This window comes from Sphaerisporangium fuscum (assembly GCF_018531465.1).
GTDB classification, from domain to species: domain Bacteria; phylum Actinomycetota; class Actinomycetes; order Streptosporangiales; family Streptosporangiaceae; genus Sphaerisporangium; species Sphaerisporangium fuscum.
Map to the genome: position 1 here is coordinate 1 of NZ_JAHDTF010000049.1, position 15,857 is coordinate 15,857.

Annotated in this window: 14 protein-coding genes, 1 pseudogene and 1 riboswitch; of the genes and pseudogenes, 6 read left to right on the forward strand and 9 right to left on the reverse strand. The window is 73.1% G+C overall.

Features of this window, described 5'->3' with window-relative positions; translation table 11 throughout:
* The 4 genes and pseudogenes from KIK05_RS42850 to KIK05_RS42865 form a co-directional block, all read left to right on the forward strand.
* Positions 1 to 709, forward strand: a pseudogene (locus KIK05_RS42850) (hypothetical protein); the annotation flags it as partial.
* Positions 710 to 765: 56 nt separating this feature from the next.
* Positions 766 to 2,787, forward strand: coding sequence for a hydantoinase/oxoprolinase family protein (locus KIK05_RS42855; RefSeq protein ID WP_214416660.1), 2,022 nt, complete (start codon positions 766 to 768; stop codon positions 2,785 to 2,787).
* On the forward strand, positions 2,784 to 4,469 hold the full coding sequence (locus KIK05_RS42860) for a hydantoinase B/oxoprolinase family protein (protein WP_250564400.1): 1,686 nt from the start codon (positions 2,784 to 2,786) through the stop codon (positions 4,467 to 4,469). The genes KIK05_RS42855 and KIK05_RS42860 overlap by 4 nt, the downstream gene beginning before the upstream one ends.
* 66 nt (positions 4,470 to 4,535) lie before the next feature.
* The gene (locus KIK05_RS42865) at positions 4,536 to 5,210 is read left to right on the forward strand and encodes an AIM24 family protein (RefSeq protein WP_214416661.1); all 675 of its coding nucleotides are present in this window, start codon (positions 4,536 to 4,538) and stop codon (positions 5,208 to 5,210) included.
* A gap of 21 nt (positions 5,211 to 5,231) precedes the next feature.
* Here KIK05_RS42865 and KIK05_RS42870 read toward each other — a convergent pair whose 3' ends face one another.
* The 9 genes from KIK05_RS42870 to KIK05_RS42910 all read right to left on the reverse strand — a co-directional run bounded on the left by KIK05_RS42870 (position 5,232) and on the right by KIK05_RS42910 (position 13,790).
* Positions 5,232 to 5,900 carry an adenosylcobinamide amidohydrolase gene (locus tag KIK05_RS42870; protein ID WP_214416662.1) on the reverse strand — a complete coding sequence of 223 codons (669 nt, stop codon included), beginning with the start codon at positions 5,898 to 5,900 and terminating at the stop codon, positions 5,232 to 5,234.
* A gap of 42 nt (positions 5,901 to 5,942) precedes the next feature.
* On the reverse strand, positions 5,943 to 6,749 hold the full coding sequence (locus KIK05_RS42875; protein ID WP_214416663.1) for an ABC transporter ATP-binding protein: 807 nt from the start codon (positions 6,747 to 6,749) through the stop codon (positions 5,943 to 5,945).
* On the reverse strand, positions 6,746 to 7,702 hold the full coding sequence (locus tag KIK05_RS42880) for a FecCD family ABC transporter permease (RefSeq protein ID WP_250564408.1): 957 nt from the start codon (positions 7,700 to 7,702) through the stop codon (positions 6,746 to 6,748). Before KIK05_RS42880 ends, KIK05_RS42875 begins: the two co-directional genes overlap by 4 nt.
* A gap of 182 nt (positions 7,703 to 7,884) precedes the next feature.
* Positions 7,885 to 8,844 carry an ABC transporter substrate-binding protein gene (locus tag KIK05_RS42885; protein ID WP_214416665.1) on the reverse strand — a complete coding sequence of 320 codons (960 nt, stop codon included), beginning with the start codon at positions 8,842 to 8,844 and terminating at the stop codon, positions 7,885 to 7,887.
* A 96-nt stretch (positions 8,845 to 8,940) separates the two neighbouring features.
* Positions 8,941 to 8,998, reverse strand: a riboswitch (cobalamin riboswitch).
* 74 nt (positions 8,999 to 9,072) lie between these two features.
* Positions 9,073 to 9,924, reverse strand: coding sequence for a Gfo/Idh/MocA family protein (locus tag KIK05_RS42890; RefSeq protein WP_214416666.1), 852 nt, complete (start codon positions 9,922 to 9,924; stop codon positions 9,073 to 9,075).
* A gap of 101 nt (positions 9,925 to 10,025) precedes the next feature.
* Positions 10,026 to 10,823: an SDR family NAD(P)-dependent oxidoreductase gene (locus KIK05_RS42895; protein ID WP_214416667.1), complete on the reverse strand. Its 798-nt coding sequence runs from the start codon at positions 10,821 to 10,823 to the stop codon at positions 10,026 to 10,028.
* Positions 10,820 to 12,034: a cytochrome P450 gene (locus KIK05_RS42900; protein WP_214416668.1), complete on the reverse strand. Its 1,215-nt coding sequence runs from the start codon at positions 12,032 to 12,034 to the stop codon at positions 10,820 to 10,822. Before KIK05_RS42900 ends, KIK05_RS42895 begins: the two co-directional genes overlap by 4 nt.
* A 2-nt stretch (positions 12,035 to 12,036) precedes the next feature.
* Positions 12,037 to 13,005: a phosphotriesterase family protein gene (locus KIK05_RS42905; RefSeq protein WP_308250374.1), complete on the reverse strand. Its 969-nt coding sequence runs from the start codon at positions 13,003 to 13,005 to the stop codon at positions 12,037 to 12,039.
* A complete protein-coding gene (locus tag KIK05_RS42910; protein ID WP_214416669.1) occupies positions 13,002 to 13,790 on the reverse strand; it encodes a phytanoyl-CoA dioxygenase family protein in 789 nt (262 codons plus the stop codon). Before KIK05_RS42910 ends, KIK05_RS42905 begins: the two co-directional genes overlap by 4 nt.
* Positions 13,791 to 14,428: 638 nt before the next feature.
* Between KIK05_RS42910 and KIK05_RS42915 the strand changes: the two genes are divergently transcribed.
* Complete coding sequence (locus tag KIK05_RS42915) at positions 14,429 to 14,818, forward strand: DUF742 domain-containing protein (RefSeq protein ID WP_214416670.1); 390 nt, start codon at positions 14,429 to 14,431, stop codon at positions 14,816 to 14,818.
* A gap of 189 nt (positions 14,819 to 15,007) precedes the next feature.
* Entirely contained in the window at positions 15,008 to 15,802 is a 795-nt protein-coding gene (locus KIK05_RS42920; RefSeq protein ID WP_214416671.1) for an SDR family NAD(P)-dependent oxidoreductase, read from the forward strand.
* Positions 15,803 to 15,857: the final 55 nt, after the last annotated feature.

A 15,857-nucleotide genomic window follows, 5' to 3' on the forward strand; every position in this document is an offset into this window, starting at 1 on the left:
GCCGCGCGGCGCCGGGCGCGGCCTGTCCCCGGCGGGGGACGACGCCGGGGCGGTCACCCGGGCGGGGGCGGCGCGACGCGCGGGCAGGCGGCGCCCGCCGGTGGGTGTGCTGGTCGGCGTGGGGGCGGTGCTGGTCTCGATCGCCGTCGCCGCCACGTTGCTGGCGGGCGGGGGGAAGGTCCCGGTGGGCGTCAAACGCTATCCCGGGTCCACCGCGGCGCCGATCTCGTTCGAGTACCCCGGCGGCTGGGAGGCGCGGACGCACGCCGACGAGTACGCCGTCGTCTCCCCGGCGGCGGCCGAGTTCGACGCGCTGTTCTCGGTGCCCGTCGCCTCCGACTGGGCGGCGGTGAACGCCCTGCTCGCCGCCCACCCCGACCGGGCGACGGGCGTCTTCGCCGAGGTCAGCGACACGATCGCCACCTCCGATCCGCCGGAGACCCTCAAGCGCAGCCTGGGCTTCGTGCTGCCGGGCCCGTCCGACTTCGCCTCGGCGCCGGCCACGGCGACCGTGGCGGGCAGGCCCGCGTTCAAACTGACCGGCGTGGTCGCCGATCCCGCCCAGCAGGGCCGGCTGGACCTGGTCGTCTACGTCGTCGGCCGCGGCGAGGGGCAGCCGGTCGTCCTGATCACGTTCTTCTGCCCACCGGCGAAATGCGACGGGGCGCTGGTCGAGCGGATCGTCTCGGGGGTGAGGTTCACGGGGTGATCGGGCCGCCGAGGGCGTCGTAGACAAGCGCTTGCTCGGGTAATAGTGTGCGGCTCGTGAGCTATGCGATCGGGGTCGATGTCGGCGGCACCTTCACCGACGTGGTGGTCAGCGGGGCGACCGTGACCGTGGCCAAGGTCCTGAGCACGCACGACGACCCGGCCGAGGGCATCATGGCCGGCGTCACCGCCGCGCTCGGCCGGGCCGGCGTCCCCGCCGGGGCCGTCACCCGGGTCGTCCACGCCACCACCCTCGCCACCAACGCCGTCCTGGAGCGCACGGGGGTGCGGGTCGCGTACGTCACCACCCGCGGCTTCCGCGACGTCATCCCCCTCGGCCGCTACGCACGCGTCGAGGAGGACCGCTACGACCTGCGCTTCGACCCCCCGCCGCCGCCCGTCGCCCCCGAGGACTGCTTCGAGGTGCCCGAGCGGACCGGCCCGCGCGGCGAGACGCTGGAGCCGCTCGACGAGGACGCGGCGCGCGAGGTCGCGGCCGAGATCGCCCGCCGGGGCATCGCCTCGGTCGCGGTGTGCCTGCTGCACTCCTACGCCGCCCCCGGCCACGAGAGGCGGGTGGCCGAGATCGTGCGCGAGGCCCTGCCTCCCGGGTCCACCGTGGTGATCTCCTCGGAGGTGTGGCCGGAACTGCGGGAGTACGAACGGGCGACCACGACGATCATGTCGGCGTACGTCGGCCCGGTGATGGCCCGCTACCTCGAACGGCTGCGCGCCCGGCTCCGCGAGATCGGCGTCGACGCGCCCGTGCACGTCATGGAGTCCGGCGGCGGGGTGATGTCGGCCGAGCTGGCCGCGCGCAGGGCCGTCGCCACGATCGAGTCGGGACCGGCCGCCGGAGTCCTCGCGGCCGCCCTGACGGGCCACCCGGACGTCATCTCCTTCGACATGGGCGGCACCACGGCCAAGACCTGCGTGATCAGGAACGGCCGGCCCGAGATCACCCACGAGTTCCACGTCGGGGGCAAGGGCAGCTTCGGCGGCAGGAGGGCCGGCACCGGCGTTCCGATCAAGACGCCCGCGATCGACCTCGCCGAGGTGGGCGCGGGGGGCGGCAGCGTCGCCTGGGTCGACCCCGCCGGCGCGCTCAAGGTCGGCCCCCGGTCGGCCGGCTCCGCGCCCGGACCGGCCTGCTACGGCCTGGGCGGGGACGAGCCGACGGTGACCGACGCCGATCTGGTGCTCGGCTACCTCGACCCGGCGTCTCTCGGGTCGCTCCCGCTGTCGGCCGAACCGGCCGCGAAGGCCGTCGACCTGAGGCTCGCCGGGCCGCTCGGCGTCTCCCGCGCCGAGGCGGCCCACGCCGTCCACGAGATCGCCAACGCCGCGATGGGGGCGGCGGTGCACGTCGTCACCGTGCAGCGCGGCATCGACCCGCGGGGCTTCGTCATGGTCGCCTTCGGCGGGGCCGGTCCCGTGCACGCCGCGCGGGTCGCCGAGCGGTTCGGCATCGGCACCGTCGTCGTGCCGCCGTACTGCGGCGTCGGCTCGGCGGCCGGGCTGCTGGCGGGCGACCTGTCCACCGACCGGGTGCTGTCGCGGCTCGGCGCCGGCGACCCCTCGGCCGTATTCGCGGAGCTCGCGGCGGCGGCGGCCGGCGACCTGGGCGTCACCCTCGGCGCGCCGGACGTCGCGGTGGAGCGGTCGGCGGACGTGCGGTTCGCCGGGCAGGCACATGACCTGACGGTGCCGTGGAGCGACTCTCCGGAGGAACTGGCGGCGCGGTTCTTCGAGAAGTACCGCCAGGTGTACGGGATCGGGCAGCGGGGCCCGGTGGAGGTGGTGAGCTACCGCGTCCGCCTCACCCGGCGCGCGGCCACCCCGCCCGCCGCCCCCGCGCGCGCCGCGGGTCCGCCACCGGCCGGGGAGCGCACCAGAGCGGCGTGGTTCCCGGAGAGCGGCGGCTTCACGCCCACCCGGGTGCTCACCCGCGACCGGCTCACCGGCACGGCGGCCGGCCCGCTGATCATCGAGGACGCGGAGGCCACGATCGTCGTGCCCCCCGGCTGGAGCGCCACCCTCTCCCCCGCGGGGGCCGTGATCCTGGAGCGTGCCCGTTGACCGAGTCGCTGACCGCCGAGGTGCTGCGGAACGCGCTGGTGGTGGCCGCCGAGGAGGCCAGCATCGTGGTGGTGCGGTCGGCGTACTCCACCTTCATCGTCGAGGGCTCCGACGCCTCCGCCGCCATCCTGGACGCCCGCGGGCGGCTCGTCGCCCAGTCGATGGCGACCACGCTGATGAACAGCATGGCCCTGAAGGTCGCCCTGCCCGAACTGCTGAAGGAGATCCCCGCCGAGACCATGCGGCCGGGCGAGGTGTTCGCGCTGAACGACGCCTACCGGGGCGGCGTGCACACCAACGACCTGCTGGTGTACCGCCCGGTGTTCACCGGCGGGCGGCCCGCGTACTTCACCGCCACCATGATCCACGTCTCGGACCTCGGCGGCCTGTCCGCGGGCGGCATGGCGCCGCTGGCGACCGACATCTTCCTGGAGGGGCTGCAGCTGCCCCCGGTGCGGCTCGCCACCGAGGCCGGGATCGAGCCGGCGATCGAGGCGATCCTGCGGGCCAACAGCCGTACCCCGGACAAGGTCATGGGCGACGTCCGCGCCCTGGTCGCGGGCACGGCCGTCGCGGCGGCGCGGCTGTCGGCGCTGCTCGCCGAGCACGGGCCGGACGGCCTCGCCTCCGCCGTGGACGCCTACCTCGACCACACCGAGACCCGCACGCGCGCCGCCCTCGCCGAGCTGCCGCCTGGCCGCTACGCCGCCTCGTACGCCATCGACGACGACGGCATCGACCTGACCCGCTCGCACACCGTGCGCGTCACCGTGACCGTCCGGGACGAAGAGGCGTCCGCCCCGCGCATCGTCCTCGACTTCGACGGGACCGATCCCCAGGTGCCGGCGGCGATCAACTCCTCGTCCTCGCAGTCGCTGGCCGCCGCCGTGTTCGCCGTCCGGTGCTTCCTCGACCCGGCCATCCCCATGAACGACGGCTGCCTGCGCGCGATCGACGTACGGCTCCCGCCGGGGTCGCTGCTCAACGCCCAGTCCCCCTATCCGTGCGGCGGGCGCTTCGTGCCGATCTACGCGGCGATGGAGGCGATCTTCCAGGCGCTGTCGGACGCCATGCCCGGCCGGGCCATCGCCGCGTCGGGGATCCTGCAGCCGTTCAGCATCGCCGCCTGCTCCGCGCCGTACTGGATCCACCTCTCCTACGACTTCGGCGGCGTGGGGGCGCGGGCGGGCAAGGACGGCCCGGACGCGACGGGCGTCCACTTCGGCATCGGCCGCAACTCGGTCCCCCAGGCCGAACCGGTGGAGACCCGCTGCCCGATGATCGTGGAGTCGGTGGAGACGATCCCCGACTCCGGCGGCCCGGGGCGCTGGCGGGGCGGACTGGGGTCGAGGACGGTGTTCCGCTTCCTCGCCGACGCCCACGTCACCACGCGCGGCGACAGGCTCCGCAACGCCCCTCCCGGCCGGGACGGCGGCCTGCCCGGCAGGCTCGGCGGCTTCTACAGGCGCCGAGCGGACGGCACGCTCGAACGTCTGGCCTCCAAGGTGAACAACGCGCGCTTCGCCGCCGGCGAGGCGCTCGTCGTCGAGACCACGGGCGGCGGCGGCATCGGCTCCCCCGGCGAGCGCCCCGCCGAGGAGATCCTCCTCGACCTCAGGACCGGCAGGATCACCCCGGACGGCGCCCGGACGGATTACGGTCTCGACCCCGCCGGAACTTGAGCGGACGCGAGTTCGTCACACTGCTTGCACACGTTCCGACGCCCGCCCCCGAGAGGCCTTTCCCCGATGCGCAGTTCGTTCTTCGCCAACCTTGACCCCGGACAGCTTCCCGGGCACTTCGCCCAGCAGAACTCCAAGATGCTCCGGGTCCATCTGCAGGGAGAGGTGCTGGCCCGGCAGGGGTCCATGGTGGCCTTCCAGGGGCAGATGGACTTCGACTACGAAGGCTCGGGCGGCGTCGGCAGGTTCCTCAAGAAGATGATCACGGGTGAGGGCGCGCCGCTCATGCGCGTCCGGGGGCAGGGCCTGCTGTTCCTGGCCCACGAGGCCGACGACATCCACCTGTTCTACCTGGAGAACGAGGCGATCACGGTCAACGGGGCCAATCTCCTCGCCTTCGACCCGCAGCTCACCTGGGACATCCAGCGGGTGCAGGGGGCCGGCATGGCGACGGGCGGCCTGTTCAACACCACGATCCACGGCACCGGCTGGGTGGCGATCACCGCGCACGGCACCCCGGTGCTGCTGGACACCGGCCGGATGCCCACCTTCGCCGACGCCCAGGCCGCCGTCTGCTGGAGCTCCAATCTCCAGGTCGGGGTCAACCGCACCATGAAGCTGGGCGCCCTCATCGGCCGGGGCAGCGGCGAGGCGGCGCAACTGGCGTTCAACGGCCCGGGCTTCGTCCTCGTCCAGGCCAGCGAGGGCCCCACCGTCCCCGAGCACAGCCACGGCAACTGACGGCCGGCGGGACCGGGGAGTTCACCCGGCGGCCCAGGCCCGCGCCCCGGTGAGGACGGCGCGGTGGACGGCCCGGGCGGCGCGGGCGCCCCAGGTCGCCCTCGGGCCGCCGAAGAGCTCCTGCGGGCCGTCGGCCCGTACGGCCACGCAGACGGCGTCCGAGGCGGTTCCCGTGCATTCGTAGCCGGCCTCGATCAGCGCCTGGGTCTTGGCCTCGGTCACGGTCATCACGGTGTTGACCAGGGCGGCGTCGGTCATCGCCACGGGAACGGCCACGATGATGTTGATCGTTCCCGGGGCCGGAGCGGCCGTGACCGGCACCGGGGCGGCGGCGCGCTCCGGACGGAGTTCGACGTCGGGGACGCCCTCCGGGGACGCCGCCCAGGTGGGCACCCGCAGGCCCACGGTGGCGACGGCGTCCACTCCCCCGTCGTGGGCGCGGGTGTACCGCTCGACGGCGGCGGCCGTCATCATGGCCACCCCCGGGCCCGCCGGGGACAGCTCGATCAGGTGCTCCACCGGGTCCATCCGGGAGTACGCCCCCACGACCTGCGCGTTCAGCACCCACTCCCCCGGACCGATGCCGCCGCCCACCATCGCCGACGAGATCATGCGCCACCCCGGCCCGAACTCCCACAGCAGCGACGCCAGCCGGGCGCCGTCCTCGTGCCGGTGGCTCAGGGAAAGCATGGGGGTCTCCTCGCGGCGGGGGGCTGCCGGAAGCGTACCGATTCAGCCCGGCGAGGAGGCGGCGGGGCGGGTCAGGGTGACCACGGGACGGCCGTCGGGGCCCGTGGTGACGCGGACGTGGGCGCCGAAGTGGCGGGCGACCAGCGACTCGGTCAGGACCTCCTCCACCGGGCCGGAGGCGACGCGGCGCCCGTCGGCGACCAGCAGCACCGAGTCGGCGTACTGCCCGGCCAGGCCGAGGTCGTGGATGGTCGTCACCACCGTCAGCCCGCCTTCCAGGCGCAGGCGGTCGACGAGCTCCAGCACCTGCTGCTGGTGCCCGAGGTCGAGGGCGGTGGTGGGCTCGTCGAGCAGCAGCACGGGGGCCCGCTGGGCGAGCGCGCGGGCAAGCACGACCCGCTGGCGCTCGCCGCCGGACAGCCGCCCGAGAGGCCGGGACGCCAGCGGCGCCAGGTCGAGCCGTTCGAGCACCTGGCCGGTGATCTCCCGGTCGTCGTGGGATTCACCGCCGAAGTAGGAGATGTACGGCGTGCGGCCGAGCAGGGCGTACTCGAAAACCGTCAGTGTGGAGGGGAGCAGCGGGGTCTGCGGCGCGTACGCCACCAGCCGCGCCCGCCGGCGGGGGGGCATCTCGCGCACCCGCACGCCGTCGACCAGCACCTCGCCGTGCCCGCCGAGCAGGCCCGTCATGGCGCGCAGCAGGGTCGACTTGCCCGCGCCGTTGGGCCCGACGACGGCCAGCCACTCCCCGCCGCGCACCGACAGGCTGACGCCGGACAGGACGGTGCGGCGGTCGAGCTCGACCGACAGATCCCGCACCTCGATCGAATCCACCTTGGGCGCGTTCACGGGCCGACCGCCCGGGTCGCGCGGAGCACGCCGACGAAGAACGGGGCGCCGATGAAGGCCGTGACCACGCCGATCGGCAGCTCCGCCGGGGCGAGGACGGTACGGGCGACCAGGTCGCCCAGCACGAGGAACGACGCGCCCGCCAGCAGCGACAGCGGCAGCACCACCCGGTACGACCCGCCCGCCAGGCGCCGCACGATGTGGGGCACGACGATGCCCACGAACCCGATGAGCCCGCTCACCGCCACCGCCGAGGCCGTCGCCAGCGAGGCCGCACACAGCACGACCAGCCTGACCCGTCCCGCGTTGACCCCGAGGCTGCCCGCCTCGTCGTCGCCGACGGACAGCACGTCGAGCAGCCGCCCGTGGGCGAGCAGGACGGCGACCGACACCACGGCGTACGGCGCCACCAGCCACACCTGCGACCAGTCGCCGCCGATCCCGCCCAGGATCCAGGCGTAGATGCGCTGGAGCTGCTCCACCTTGATCTGCTGGACGAACGCCTGCAAGGCGGACAGGAACGACATGACGGCCACGCCGGCGAGCACCAGGGTGGCGGTCCCGCCGCCGCGGCCCGCGGTGTTGCCCAGCGCGTAGGCCAGCAGTACGCCGCCGATCGCGCCCACGAAGGCCGCGAGCGGGACGAACCCTTCGGCCTGGGTGAACACGATCACCAGGGTCGCGCCGAAGCCGGCTCCGGCGGCCGCGCCGAGCAGGTACGGGTCGGCGAGCGGGTTGCGGAAGACGCCCTGGTAGCTCGCCCCGGCCAGGGCGAGCAGGCCGCCGACGATCGCGGCCAGCGCCACGCGCGGCAGCCTGAGCTGGAACAGCAGTCCCCGTTCGACGGGCGACAGCCCCGAGTCGACCGACACCAGCGGGAGCCTGTCGAGCAGTTCGAGCAGCACGCCCTTCGGCGGTATGCCGACCGCGCCGATCATGACGCCGCCGAGCATGACCGCCACGAGGAGGGCGGCGGCGACGGTCAGCGCGACCGCCCGCCGCCGTCCCGGCCCGCTCGCTCCGGCCCCCACGCCGGAGGTCTCATCGTCCTCGGCGCGGGCGGCGGGCCGCCCGAGGCGGCCTTCACCGTCACCCGCCGCCGTTCTCACCATGGGTGCGGCCGTCCGTCGGGGTCTCAGGCGGCGGCCTTCTTGACGGCCTCGTCGACGGCCTTGGCGAAGTCGACCACGCGCGGGCCCCAGCGGGAGGCGATGTCGTCGTCGAGCTGGACGACCCGGTCCTTCTTGATCGCCGTCAGGCCGCCCCACCCGGGCCGCTTGGCGAGCGTCTCCTTCGACTGGCCGCAGCACTTGGTGTCGGCGAGGAAGACCAGGTCGGGGTCGGACTTGGCCACGAACTCGCTGGAGAGCTTGGGATAGCCGCCGGCGGGGTCCGGTGCCTTGTCGGCGATGTTGGTCAGCCCGAACAGGGCGTAGATCTGCCCGGCGAAGGTGCTGGAGGTGACGGAGTACGGCGTGCTGTCCAGCTCGTGGTAGTAGGTGAGCTTCTTGTCCTTGGGGGCCTGGGCGGCCAGCTGGTCGAGCTGCTGCTTCATGCCCTGGACGACCTCGTCGGCCTTCGCCTTGTTGCCGGTGGCGGCGCCGAGGTCGGCGATCTGGTCGTAGCTCTCGTCCAGCTTGGTGGCGGCGGGTTCGAGCAGGACGGGGACGCCGACCTTGGTCAGCGCGGCCACCACGCCTCCGATGTCGTTGGAGAGCACGACCAGGTCGGGCTTCTTGGCGATGATCGCCTCGGCGTTCGGCTTGAAGCTCGAAAGGTCGGTCTTGGGCGCCTCGGCCGGGTAGTTCGAGAGGCTGTCCACGGCCGTCACCTGGGATCCGGCGCCGATCGCGAAGAGGGTCTCGGTGGCGGTCGGCGAGAGGGAGATGATCTGCCGGGGCTTCTCGGCGATGGTCACCGAGCCGTTGCCGGCCTGGACGGTGACGGGGAAACCGGCGCCCTCGGTGGACGCCGCGGGTGTGGTGGGGGTGGGGGCGGCCGAAGCGGTGTCTGAGCCGCCGGCGGACTGGCCGCATCCGGCCAGCGTCAGCGCACCCAGCAACGCCCCCGCCAAGGCCGTGCGTACGGGCCTCACGAGAGTCCTCCTGTTGCCGGGAAATCGAGAGACCCGCGAAACGACGGATCACCCTTTTCCACGAGGGTTGATGGCGTCGGCGCGGCAGGCAGGCGACCTGGCTCGCCCCCCCGAGGGGCTCACAGTTGCGGGACAGCGCCGGACTCCCACCGGACTTCGCTGCACCGCCGCGCGTCACAGGAACCGTACCAAGCCCCCTCGGCCCGGGACAGCCCGGGGCCGACCGGGTCAGGCGAGCTGGGCCTCGGCCGCGGCGATCAGTTCCTGGAGGCGGAGGCCGTGGCGGGCGTCGAGGGGGTGGCCGCCGCCGCGGCGGACGGTCTGGGCGAACTCGGCGACCATGTCGGGGAAGACGTCGTACCCGAGGTCGCCGCCGTCGAGCGTCTCGCTGCCGTGGCGGCCGAACACGGCGACGTGGGAGGAGCCGCGTTCGAGGCGCGCGGCCATGGACAGCGACGCCTCGCTGACCGCCCCGGTCTCGTGCTCCAGCAGCAGCCCCACCCAGCCCAGCGGATGGCCGTGGGCGCGGATGCCGGTGACGCGGCCGAGGGCGGCGTCGAGCATGTCGATCATGTGCGGGCCGACGTCGAGGACGGCGCCGCGCTCCTGCCGCCACGGGGAGTCGATGGTGTGCAGCGCGCCGGACACGTTCATGGCGTACCCGCCGAACGGCTCGATGCCGCGGACCCGTTCCAGGAACGCCTTGGTCGCCGCCGAGTACCGGAAGGTGAGCACCATCTGCGACGCCACCCCGGCCTCGCCCACCGCGTCGGCCAGGCGCTTGGCGCCGTCGAGGCCGGCCGCGAGCGGCTTCTCCAGCAGCAGCGCCTTGCCGGCCCTGGCGGCCTGGACGGCGAGCTCGGCCTGCACGCCCGGCGGCACGCAGAACGCGACGGCCTCGCAGACGTCGAACAGTTCCTCGATGCGCTCGTAGACGGGGACGCCCAGCCGGGCGGCGGCCCGCGGCCTGCGCGCCCAGACGCCGACGAGCCGCGTGTGCGGTCCCTTGGCGAGTGCGGGGGCGTGCACCGACTCCGCCCACTGTCCGGCTCCGACCAGCCCCACCGACACAGGCTCCACGCGCTCAGCTCCCCGACGTATCCGGATATTTCATCCAATAGGCCGCGAGATTAGCAAGCACGAACGTGTCGCGCGGCCGACTTCGCCCGAACACCCCGCTTCTACCCGGCCGCGTCCCGCCAGGAGCGGATGGCGTGCTCGGGACGGTGGGCGGTGGTGCCGCCGTCGACGGCGACGACCTGCCCGGTGACGCACCGGGCCTCGTCGGAGGCCAGGAAGGCGACGAGCGCGGCGACGTCCTCCGGGCTCGCCGCCCACGGCAGCACGCGCTCGGCGGCCTTCTCCGCGAGCCTCTCCGGGCTCATGACGGCCCGCGCCACCTCGGTCATCACCAATCCGGGCGCGACCGCGTTGCACCGGATGCCGCGCGCGCCGTACATCGTCGCGACATAACGGATGAATCCATTAAGGGCCGCCTTCGACGTGCCGTACGCCGCGTGGTCGGTGTCCCCCACCAGCCCGGAGACCGACGAGGTGACGACGATCGCCCCGCCCCCGGTCATGCGCGGCACGGCGTGCTTGACGGCGAGCACGGCGCCGCGCAGGTTCACGGCCATCGTGCGGTCCCAGACCTCCACGTCGAGGTCGAGCAGATCACCGTCCCGCCCGTACACCTCCCGGTCCAGGCAGGCGGCGTTGGAGTGCACCACGTCCAGCCCGCCGAAGTGCCCGGCCAGCTCCTCCACGGCCGCGGCGACCGAGCCCTCGTCGGCGACGTCGCACTTCAGGGCGAGCGCCGCCGGGCCGATCCCGGTGGCGACCCGCCAGGCGGCGTCGGCGCGGACGTCGGCGACGCCGACCCGCGCGCCCTCGGCCGCCAGCCTGCGGGCCGTCGCGGCCCCGATTCCCGAGCCGCCGCCGGTGACCAGGGCGACCCTGCCCTCGAACCTCGGCCTCACCACTCCACCAGCAGGGACGTCAGCCCGCGGCCCACGATCGACCTGCGGTGGGCGATCGGCTGACCGGGCACCGGCCGCAGGCGCGGCAGGCGGTCGCCGAGCACCTCGAACGCCGTCCGCAACTGCAGGCGGGCCAGTGCGGCGCCCACGCAGAAGTGGATGCCGTACCCGAAGGTCATGTGGGCGTCGGCGTTGCGGCGCCGGATGTCGAAGGTCTCGGGCGAGGGGAAGACCTTCTCGTCGTGCGCGGCCGAGTCGGTCGAGAGCAGCACCAGCGCGCCCGCCGGGATGGTGACGCCGTGCAGCTCGATGTCGGCGCGGGCGTAGCGGTAGGACCCGAGGCTGGCGCCGTCGATGCGCATGCACTCCTCGACGGCGTTCTGCACGAGCTCGGGCGGGACCGGCCAGGCGTCCTCGCGCAGCAGCCGCAGCACGCTGTTGCCCAGCTGGTTCGGCACGGTGTCGTTGCCGCCGAGCAGGATCGTGGAGATCAGCTCGACGACCTCCCGGTGCGTCAGCTCGCTGCCGATCAGCCCGGTCATCAGTGAGGTGAAGTCGTCGCGCGGCTCGGCGGCGCGGGCGGCGACCAGCTTGTCGACGTAGTCGAGGTATTCGAGGAAACTGCGCGCCAGCACCAGCTGCCGGTCCGGCGGCTGCGGCGAGAGGAACAGCAGGAACCAGTCCTTGACGTGCTGCTTGACGAACTCCTCGTCCGCCTCGGGCACTCCGATGAACCGCGCGGTGAGCTTGGCGGACGGCACGTGGGCGATCTCGGCGACGAGGTCGCCCCCGCCGTCCGGCGCGACCCGGTCCAGCAGCTCCTCGTTCAGCCGCCGGAACCGTTCCTGCATCGCGGTGACGGCCCGGGGGGTGAACGCCCGCGACACCGAGCGGCGCAGCCGGGTGTGGGTCGGCGGGTCGACGTTGGCCACGAAGCTGGACAGGAAGGAGCCGTGGTCGCCGAGGACCTTCTTGGTCTCCTCGGCGAGGCTGCGCGAGATGGTGAGCGATCCCTCGGACGAGAACCGCCTGGCGTCGCCGTACGCCGCCCGCACGTCCTCGTAGCGGCTCAGGACGTACGCGCCGAGGTGCTCGCTGCGGAACACCGGCCGCTCGTCCCTGAGCCTGCGCAGGAAGGCGTACGGCGACGCGACGTGCCAGTCGGCGGTGACGTCGAAGTCGGCGGCGGTGGCCGGAGAGGTGTCTTCCATGATCACGACCTCGGGGTGAGGATCCTTCGGGGGTTCTCGACGAGCATCTGGTCGATCTGGTCCTCGGTCACGCCGCGTTCGCGCAGCTCGGGGAGGACGTCGCGGGAGATGTGCAACAGGTGGTAGTTCGGGTGCCGCTCGCGCACCACCTGGGCGTCGAAGCGGTCGTTGAAGCAGTAGGAGTCGTGCGACAGCACCATGCGCCCGGCGTGGCCGCGGGCGCACATCTCGGCGACGACCGCCACCCGGTCCTCGAAGGGGCTGATCGTGTCGATGCCGAACCGGTCCATGCCGATGAAGGAGCCCGCGGCGACGAGCTCCTCCAGGTAGCCGAGGTCGGTGGAGTCGCCGGCGTGGCCGATCACCACCCGCGTGAGGTCGACGCCCTCGGCGGCGAGGAGCCGCTGCTGCTCCAGGCCGCCGCGCGAGGCGCTGTGGGAGTGCGTGGTGATCGGCGCCCCCGTCTCCAGGTGCGCCCGCGCGACCGCGCGGAACACGCGCTCGCAGCCCGGCGTCATGCCCTGGTGGTCGGAGGCGCACTTCAGGATCGCCGCCTTCACCCCGGTCCGCCCGATGCCCTCGGTGATGTCCCTGACGAAGAACTCGGCGAGCCGGTCGGGCCCGCCGAACAGGCTGCCGGGGCCGCGGTTGCCGAAGTACGGCGGCAGCGCGTCGTAGGTGTAGAGCCCGGTGGCGACGACGATGTCGACCTCGGTCAGCTCGGCCACCCGCTGCACCGCCGGGACGTAGCGGCCGAGGCCGACCACCGTGAGGTCCACGATGGTGTCGATGCCCTCGGCCTTGAGCTCGTCCAGCCTCGCGGCCGCCTCCCGGGCCCGCAGCTCCAGGTCCCAGCCCTCGGGGATGTCGGGCCAGTTCCACAGGATCTCCGGGCTGAGCCCGAAGACGTGCTCGTGCATGAGCGTCGCCCCGAGGTCGGTCACCGGCCCCCGTACCGTCTGGACGCTCACGGCGCGCCCTGGGAGACGACCGGGAAGCGGGGGTGGTCGAACGGCTGGTTGACGCGCAGGCCCAGGCCGTCGGTCTGCTTGTAGGGGGTGCCGGTGTAGAGCGCGTCGGCGTCGAAGTAGGTGACCGTGAACGACAGGCGGGGGCTGTCCTTGCGGTTGGCCGCCGCGCCGTGCACGGTCAGCGCGTGGTGCACCGTCGCGTCCCCGGCGGCGAGGTCGAGCGGCGGCGACAGCTCCAGTTCCTTCAGCCAGGGGTGCTGGGTGAGCTGGTCGTCGCCGTCGCGGGTGAAGCTGCGGCCGAGGATGCCGTGCCGGTGGGAGCCGTTGTAGAAGCGCAGGCTCCCCATCTCGGCGGGGACGTCGACGAGCGCCAGCCAGATGGTCAGCATCGCCGAGCGGTCCATGGGCATCCAGGGGAAGTCCTGGTGGAACTCGGTGGCGCCGTGCCCGCCGTCGCCGGGCTCCTTGACCAGCAGGTTCGTCACCTGGATGCGCACCCCGCGGACGCCGTGCAGCAGGCGGGCGGCACAGCGGCCCATGGCGGGGTCGAAGGCGAGGTCGTGGAAGGCCTCGTCGGTCTCGGCGATGTCCCTGGACTGGCCGAACGCCTGGTCGACCAGGGTGGTGCGCTCCCTGGGGCGCGCCCTGAGGTATCCGAGCGCCCGCTCGCGCAGCGCGTCCACCGTTCCGGAGCCCACCAGGCGCGGCAGCCGCACCCAGCCGTTCTCCTTGAAGAAGTCGACCTCGTGATCGGTCACCTCACGGACCGGGGCATTGATGGCCATGCCTCAGTGTCGAACCAACCGACCCACTAAAGCAAGCGCTTGGTCTACCCGAAGCACCCCTGCTCGGCCGCCCGCCCCGCACGCGACATCTCCGGCCGGCGCCGACGTGACTTATCGAGAAATGCGGGATTCTCGCCATTCCCGGCGGCCCGAAAACAGCGGCGCCTCACGATGACCGGCCATCGCCGCTGCACCCCGTTGCGGAGCGCGGCGTTTCCCCTGAACATTCCGCCGACATCCCGAAACAGGTCGTCCCGACCGTAATGATCACCGGTAGTGACAGCACGGCCGCCCATTACCGAGAAAGTTGCCCGCAGTCAGAAGATCGTGATAATTCATGGAGCTCGCACCATCTTGATGGCAAGCGTAGCGATTTGCGTTTTACGCGGCTATTGAGGCAACCGACGCTGGATCGCGAGTTCCAGCGGAGAAGGCAAGGTCCGAGCCCGCCGCACGCTGTCGCGGGCGGCTTCGAAGTGGGAGAGCGTCGAGATGCCGGTCGATGTCGGTGCCGACCGCGGGCAGGGCCCCCTGTCCCGGATCATGCCGAAACCCCTCAGCTCTCGCCCGGAGGGCGCGGCCGAGACCACGCGGCCCGGCGGCGACGACGTACGGCCGGCTTCCGGCCTGTTCCGCCCATGACGACCCTGTCCGGCGGACCGGCCGGTGAGCAGTGGATCGACGACGACGCCGGGCGCATCGTCCGCCCGTACGTCATGACCCGCGGCCGCACGACGCCGAGCCGGGGGCGGATCGACCTCGTCGCGCTCGTGGCGACCACCGCCCCCGCGATCCCGGCGGAACCGGGCTTCGGTCCGGAGCACCACGCCATCGTCGAGATCTGCCGGCGGCCGCTGTCCGTCGCGGAGATCGCCGCCCGCCTGGACCTGCCCGCCGGCACCGTGCGCGTCCTGCTCGGCGACCTGGCCGACCGAGGGCATGTGGCGATCCACGAGCCTCCGCGCGAGGAGGACCTTCTCGACCTGGAGATCTACCAGGCCGTGCTCGAGGGGCTACGGACGCTCTGACCCACCTCGCGCCGGGGCGGGCCGTACGGCGGCCGGGCCTCCACCCCTCAGGGGAGCGAGAGACAATCGACCGGAGGGGGGATTTATACCCGCGCTTGCAATAACAGGCGTGTGCAACTAACGTCGGCCGTGGGGCCGGTGCGAGCGCCGGCCGCGCGAGCAGGCGAGCGACCACCTGGAGGCGGACAGATGCACATCGACCTCAGCGGCCGCACCGCACTGGTGACCGGCTCCACCTCGGGCATCGGCCAGGCCATCGCCACGTCCTTCGCCCGGGCGGGCGCGCGCGTCCTGGTGAACGGGCGCGACGAGAAGCGCACGCGGGAGGCGGCCGACCGCATCCGGGAGGAGACCGGCAACCGCGACGTCCAGGCCATGGCGGCCGACGTCGCCACCGCCGAGGGCGCGCAGGCGATCACGGTGGTGGAGCCCGACGTCGACATCCTGGTCAACAACACCGGCATCTTCGCCGCCAAGCCGGTGTTCGAGATCCCCGACGAGGAGTGGCGGCGCTTCTTCGAGGTCAACGTCCTCAGCGGGGTGCGCCTGGCCCGCTTCTACATTCCACGGATGGCCGAACGGGGCTGGGGGCGGGTGATCTTCATCAGCAGCGACTCGTCGGTGCTGCCGCCGACCGAGATGGTGCACTACGGGATGACCAAGACGGCCCAGCTCGCCGTCTCCCGCGGCATGGCCCAGTCGGTCGCCGGCAGCGGTGTCACGGTCAACTGCGTGTTGCCCGGCCCGACGCTCACCCCGGGGGTCGAGGAGTTCATCACCGACCTCATGGGCGACGAGGTCCCCTTCTCCGAGGCGGAGCGGCGGTTCATGACCGAGGAACGGCCGACGTCCCTGCTCGGCCGGCTCATCCGCCCCGAAGAGGTGGCGAACCTCGTGCTGTACGTCGGCTCCGAGCTCTCCGCCGCGACCAACGGGGCCGCCCTGCGCGCCGACGGCGGCGTCATCCCGACCATCATTCCCTGATCGGGTGTTCGTCCTCCTCGATCCCCGGGGACAGGCACCCGGTTCGATCCAGCAG

What these genes read in the sequence shown, in the direction of transcription:
- KIK05_RS42865 (WP_214416661.1), top strand. Translation starts at nt 4,536, where the DNA reads ATGCGCAGTTCGTTCTTCGCCAACCTTGACCCCGGACAGCTTCCCGGG.
- KIK05_RS42870 (WP_214416662.1), bottom strand. Translation starts at nt 5,900, where the DNA reads ATGCTTTCCCTGAGCCACCGGCACGAGGACGGCGCCCGGCTGGCGTCG.
- KIK05_RS42880 (WP_250564408.1), bottom strand. Translation starts at nt 7,702, where the DNA reads ATGCTCGGCGGCGTCATGATCGGCGCGGTCGGCATACCGCCGAAGGGC.
- KIK05_RS42900 (WP_214416668.1), bottom strand. Translation starts at nt 12,034, where the DNA reads ATGGAAGACACCTCTCCGGCCACCGCCGCCGACTTCGACGTCACCGCC.
- KIK05_RS42910 (WP_214416669.1), bottom strand. Translation starts at nt 13,790, where the DNA reads ATGGCCATCAATGCCCCGGTCCGTGAGGTGACCGATCACGAGGTCGAC.
- KIK05_RS42915 (WP_214416670.1), top strand. Translation starts at nt 14,429, where the DNA reads ATGACGACCCTGTCCGGCGGACCGGCCGGTGAGCAGTGGATCGACGAC.
- KIK05_RS42920 (WP_214416671.1), top strand. Translation starts at nt 15,008, where the DNA reads ATGCACATCGACCTCAGCGGCCGCACCGCACTGGTGACCGGCTCCACC.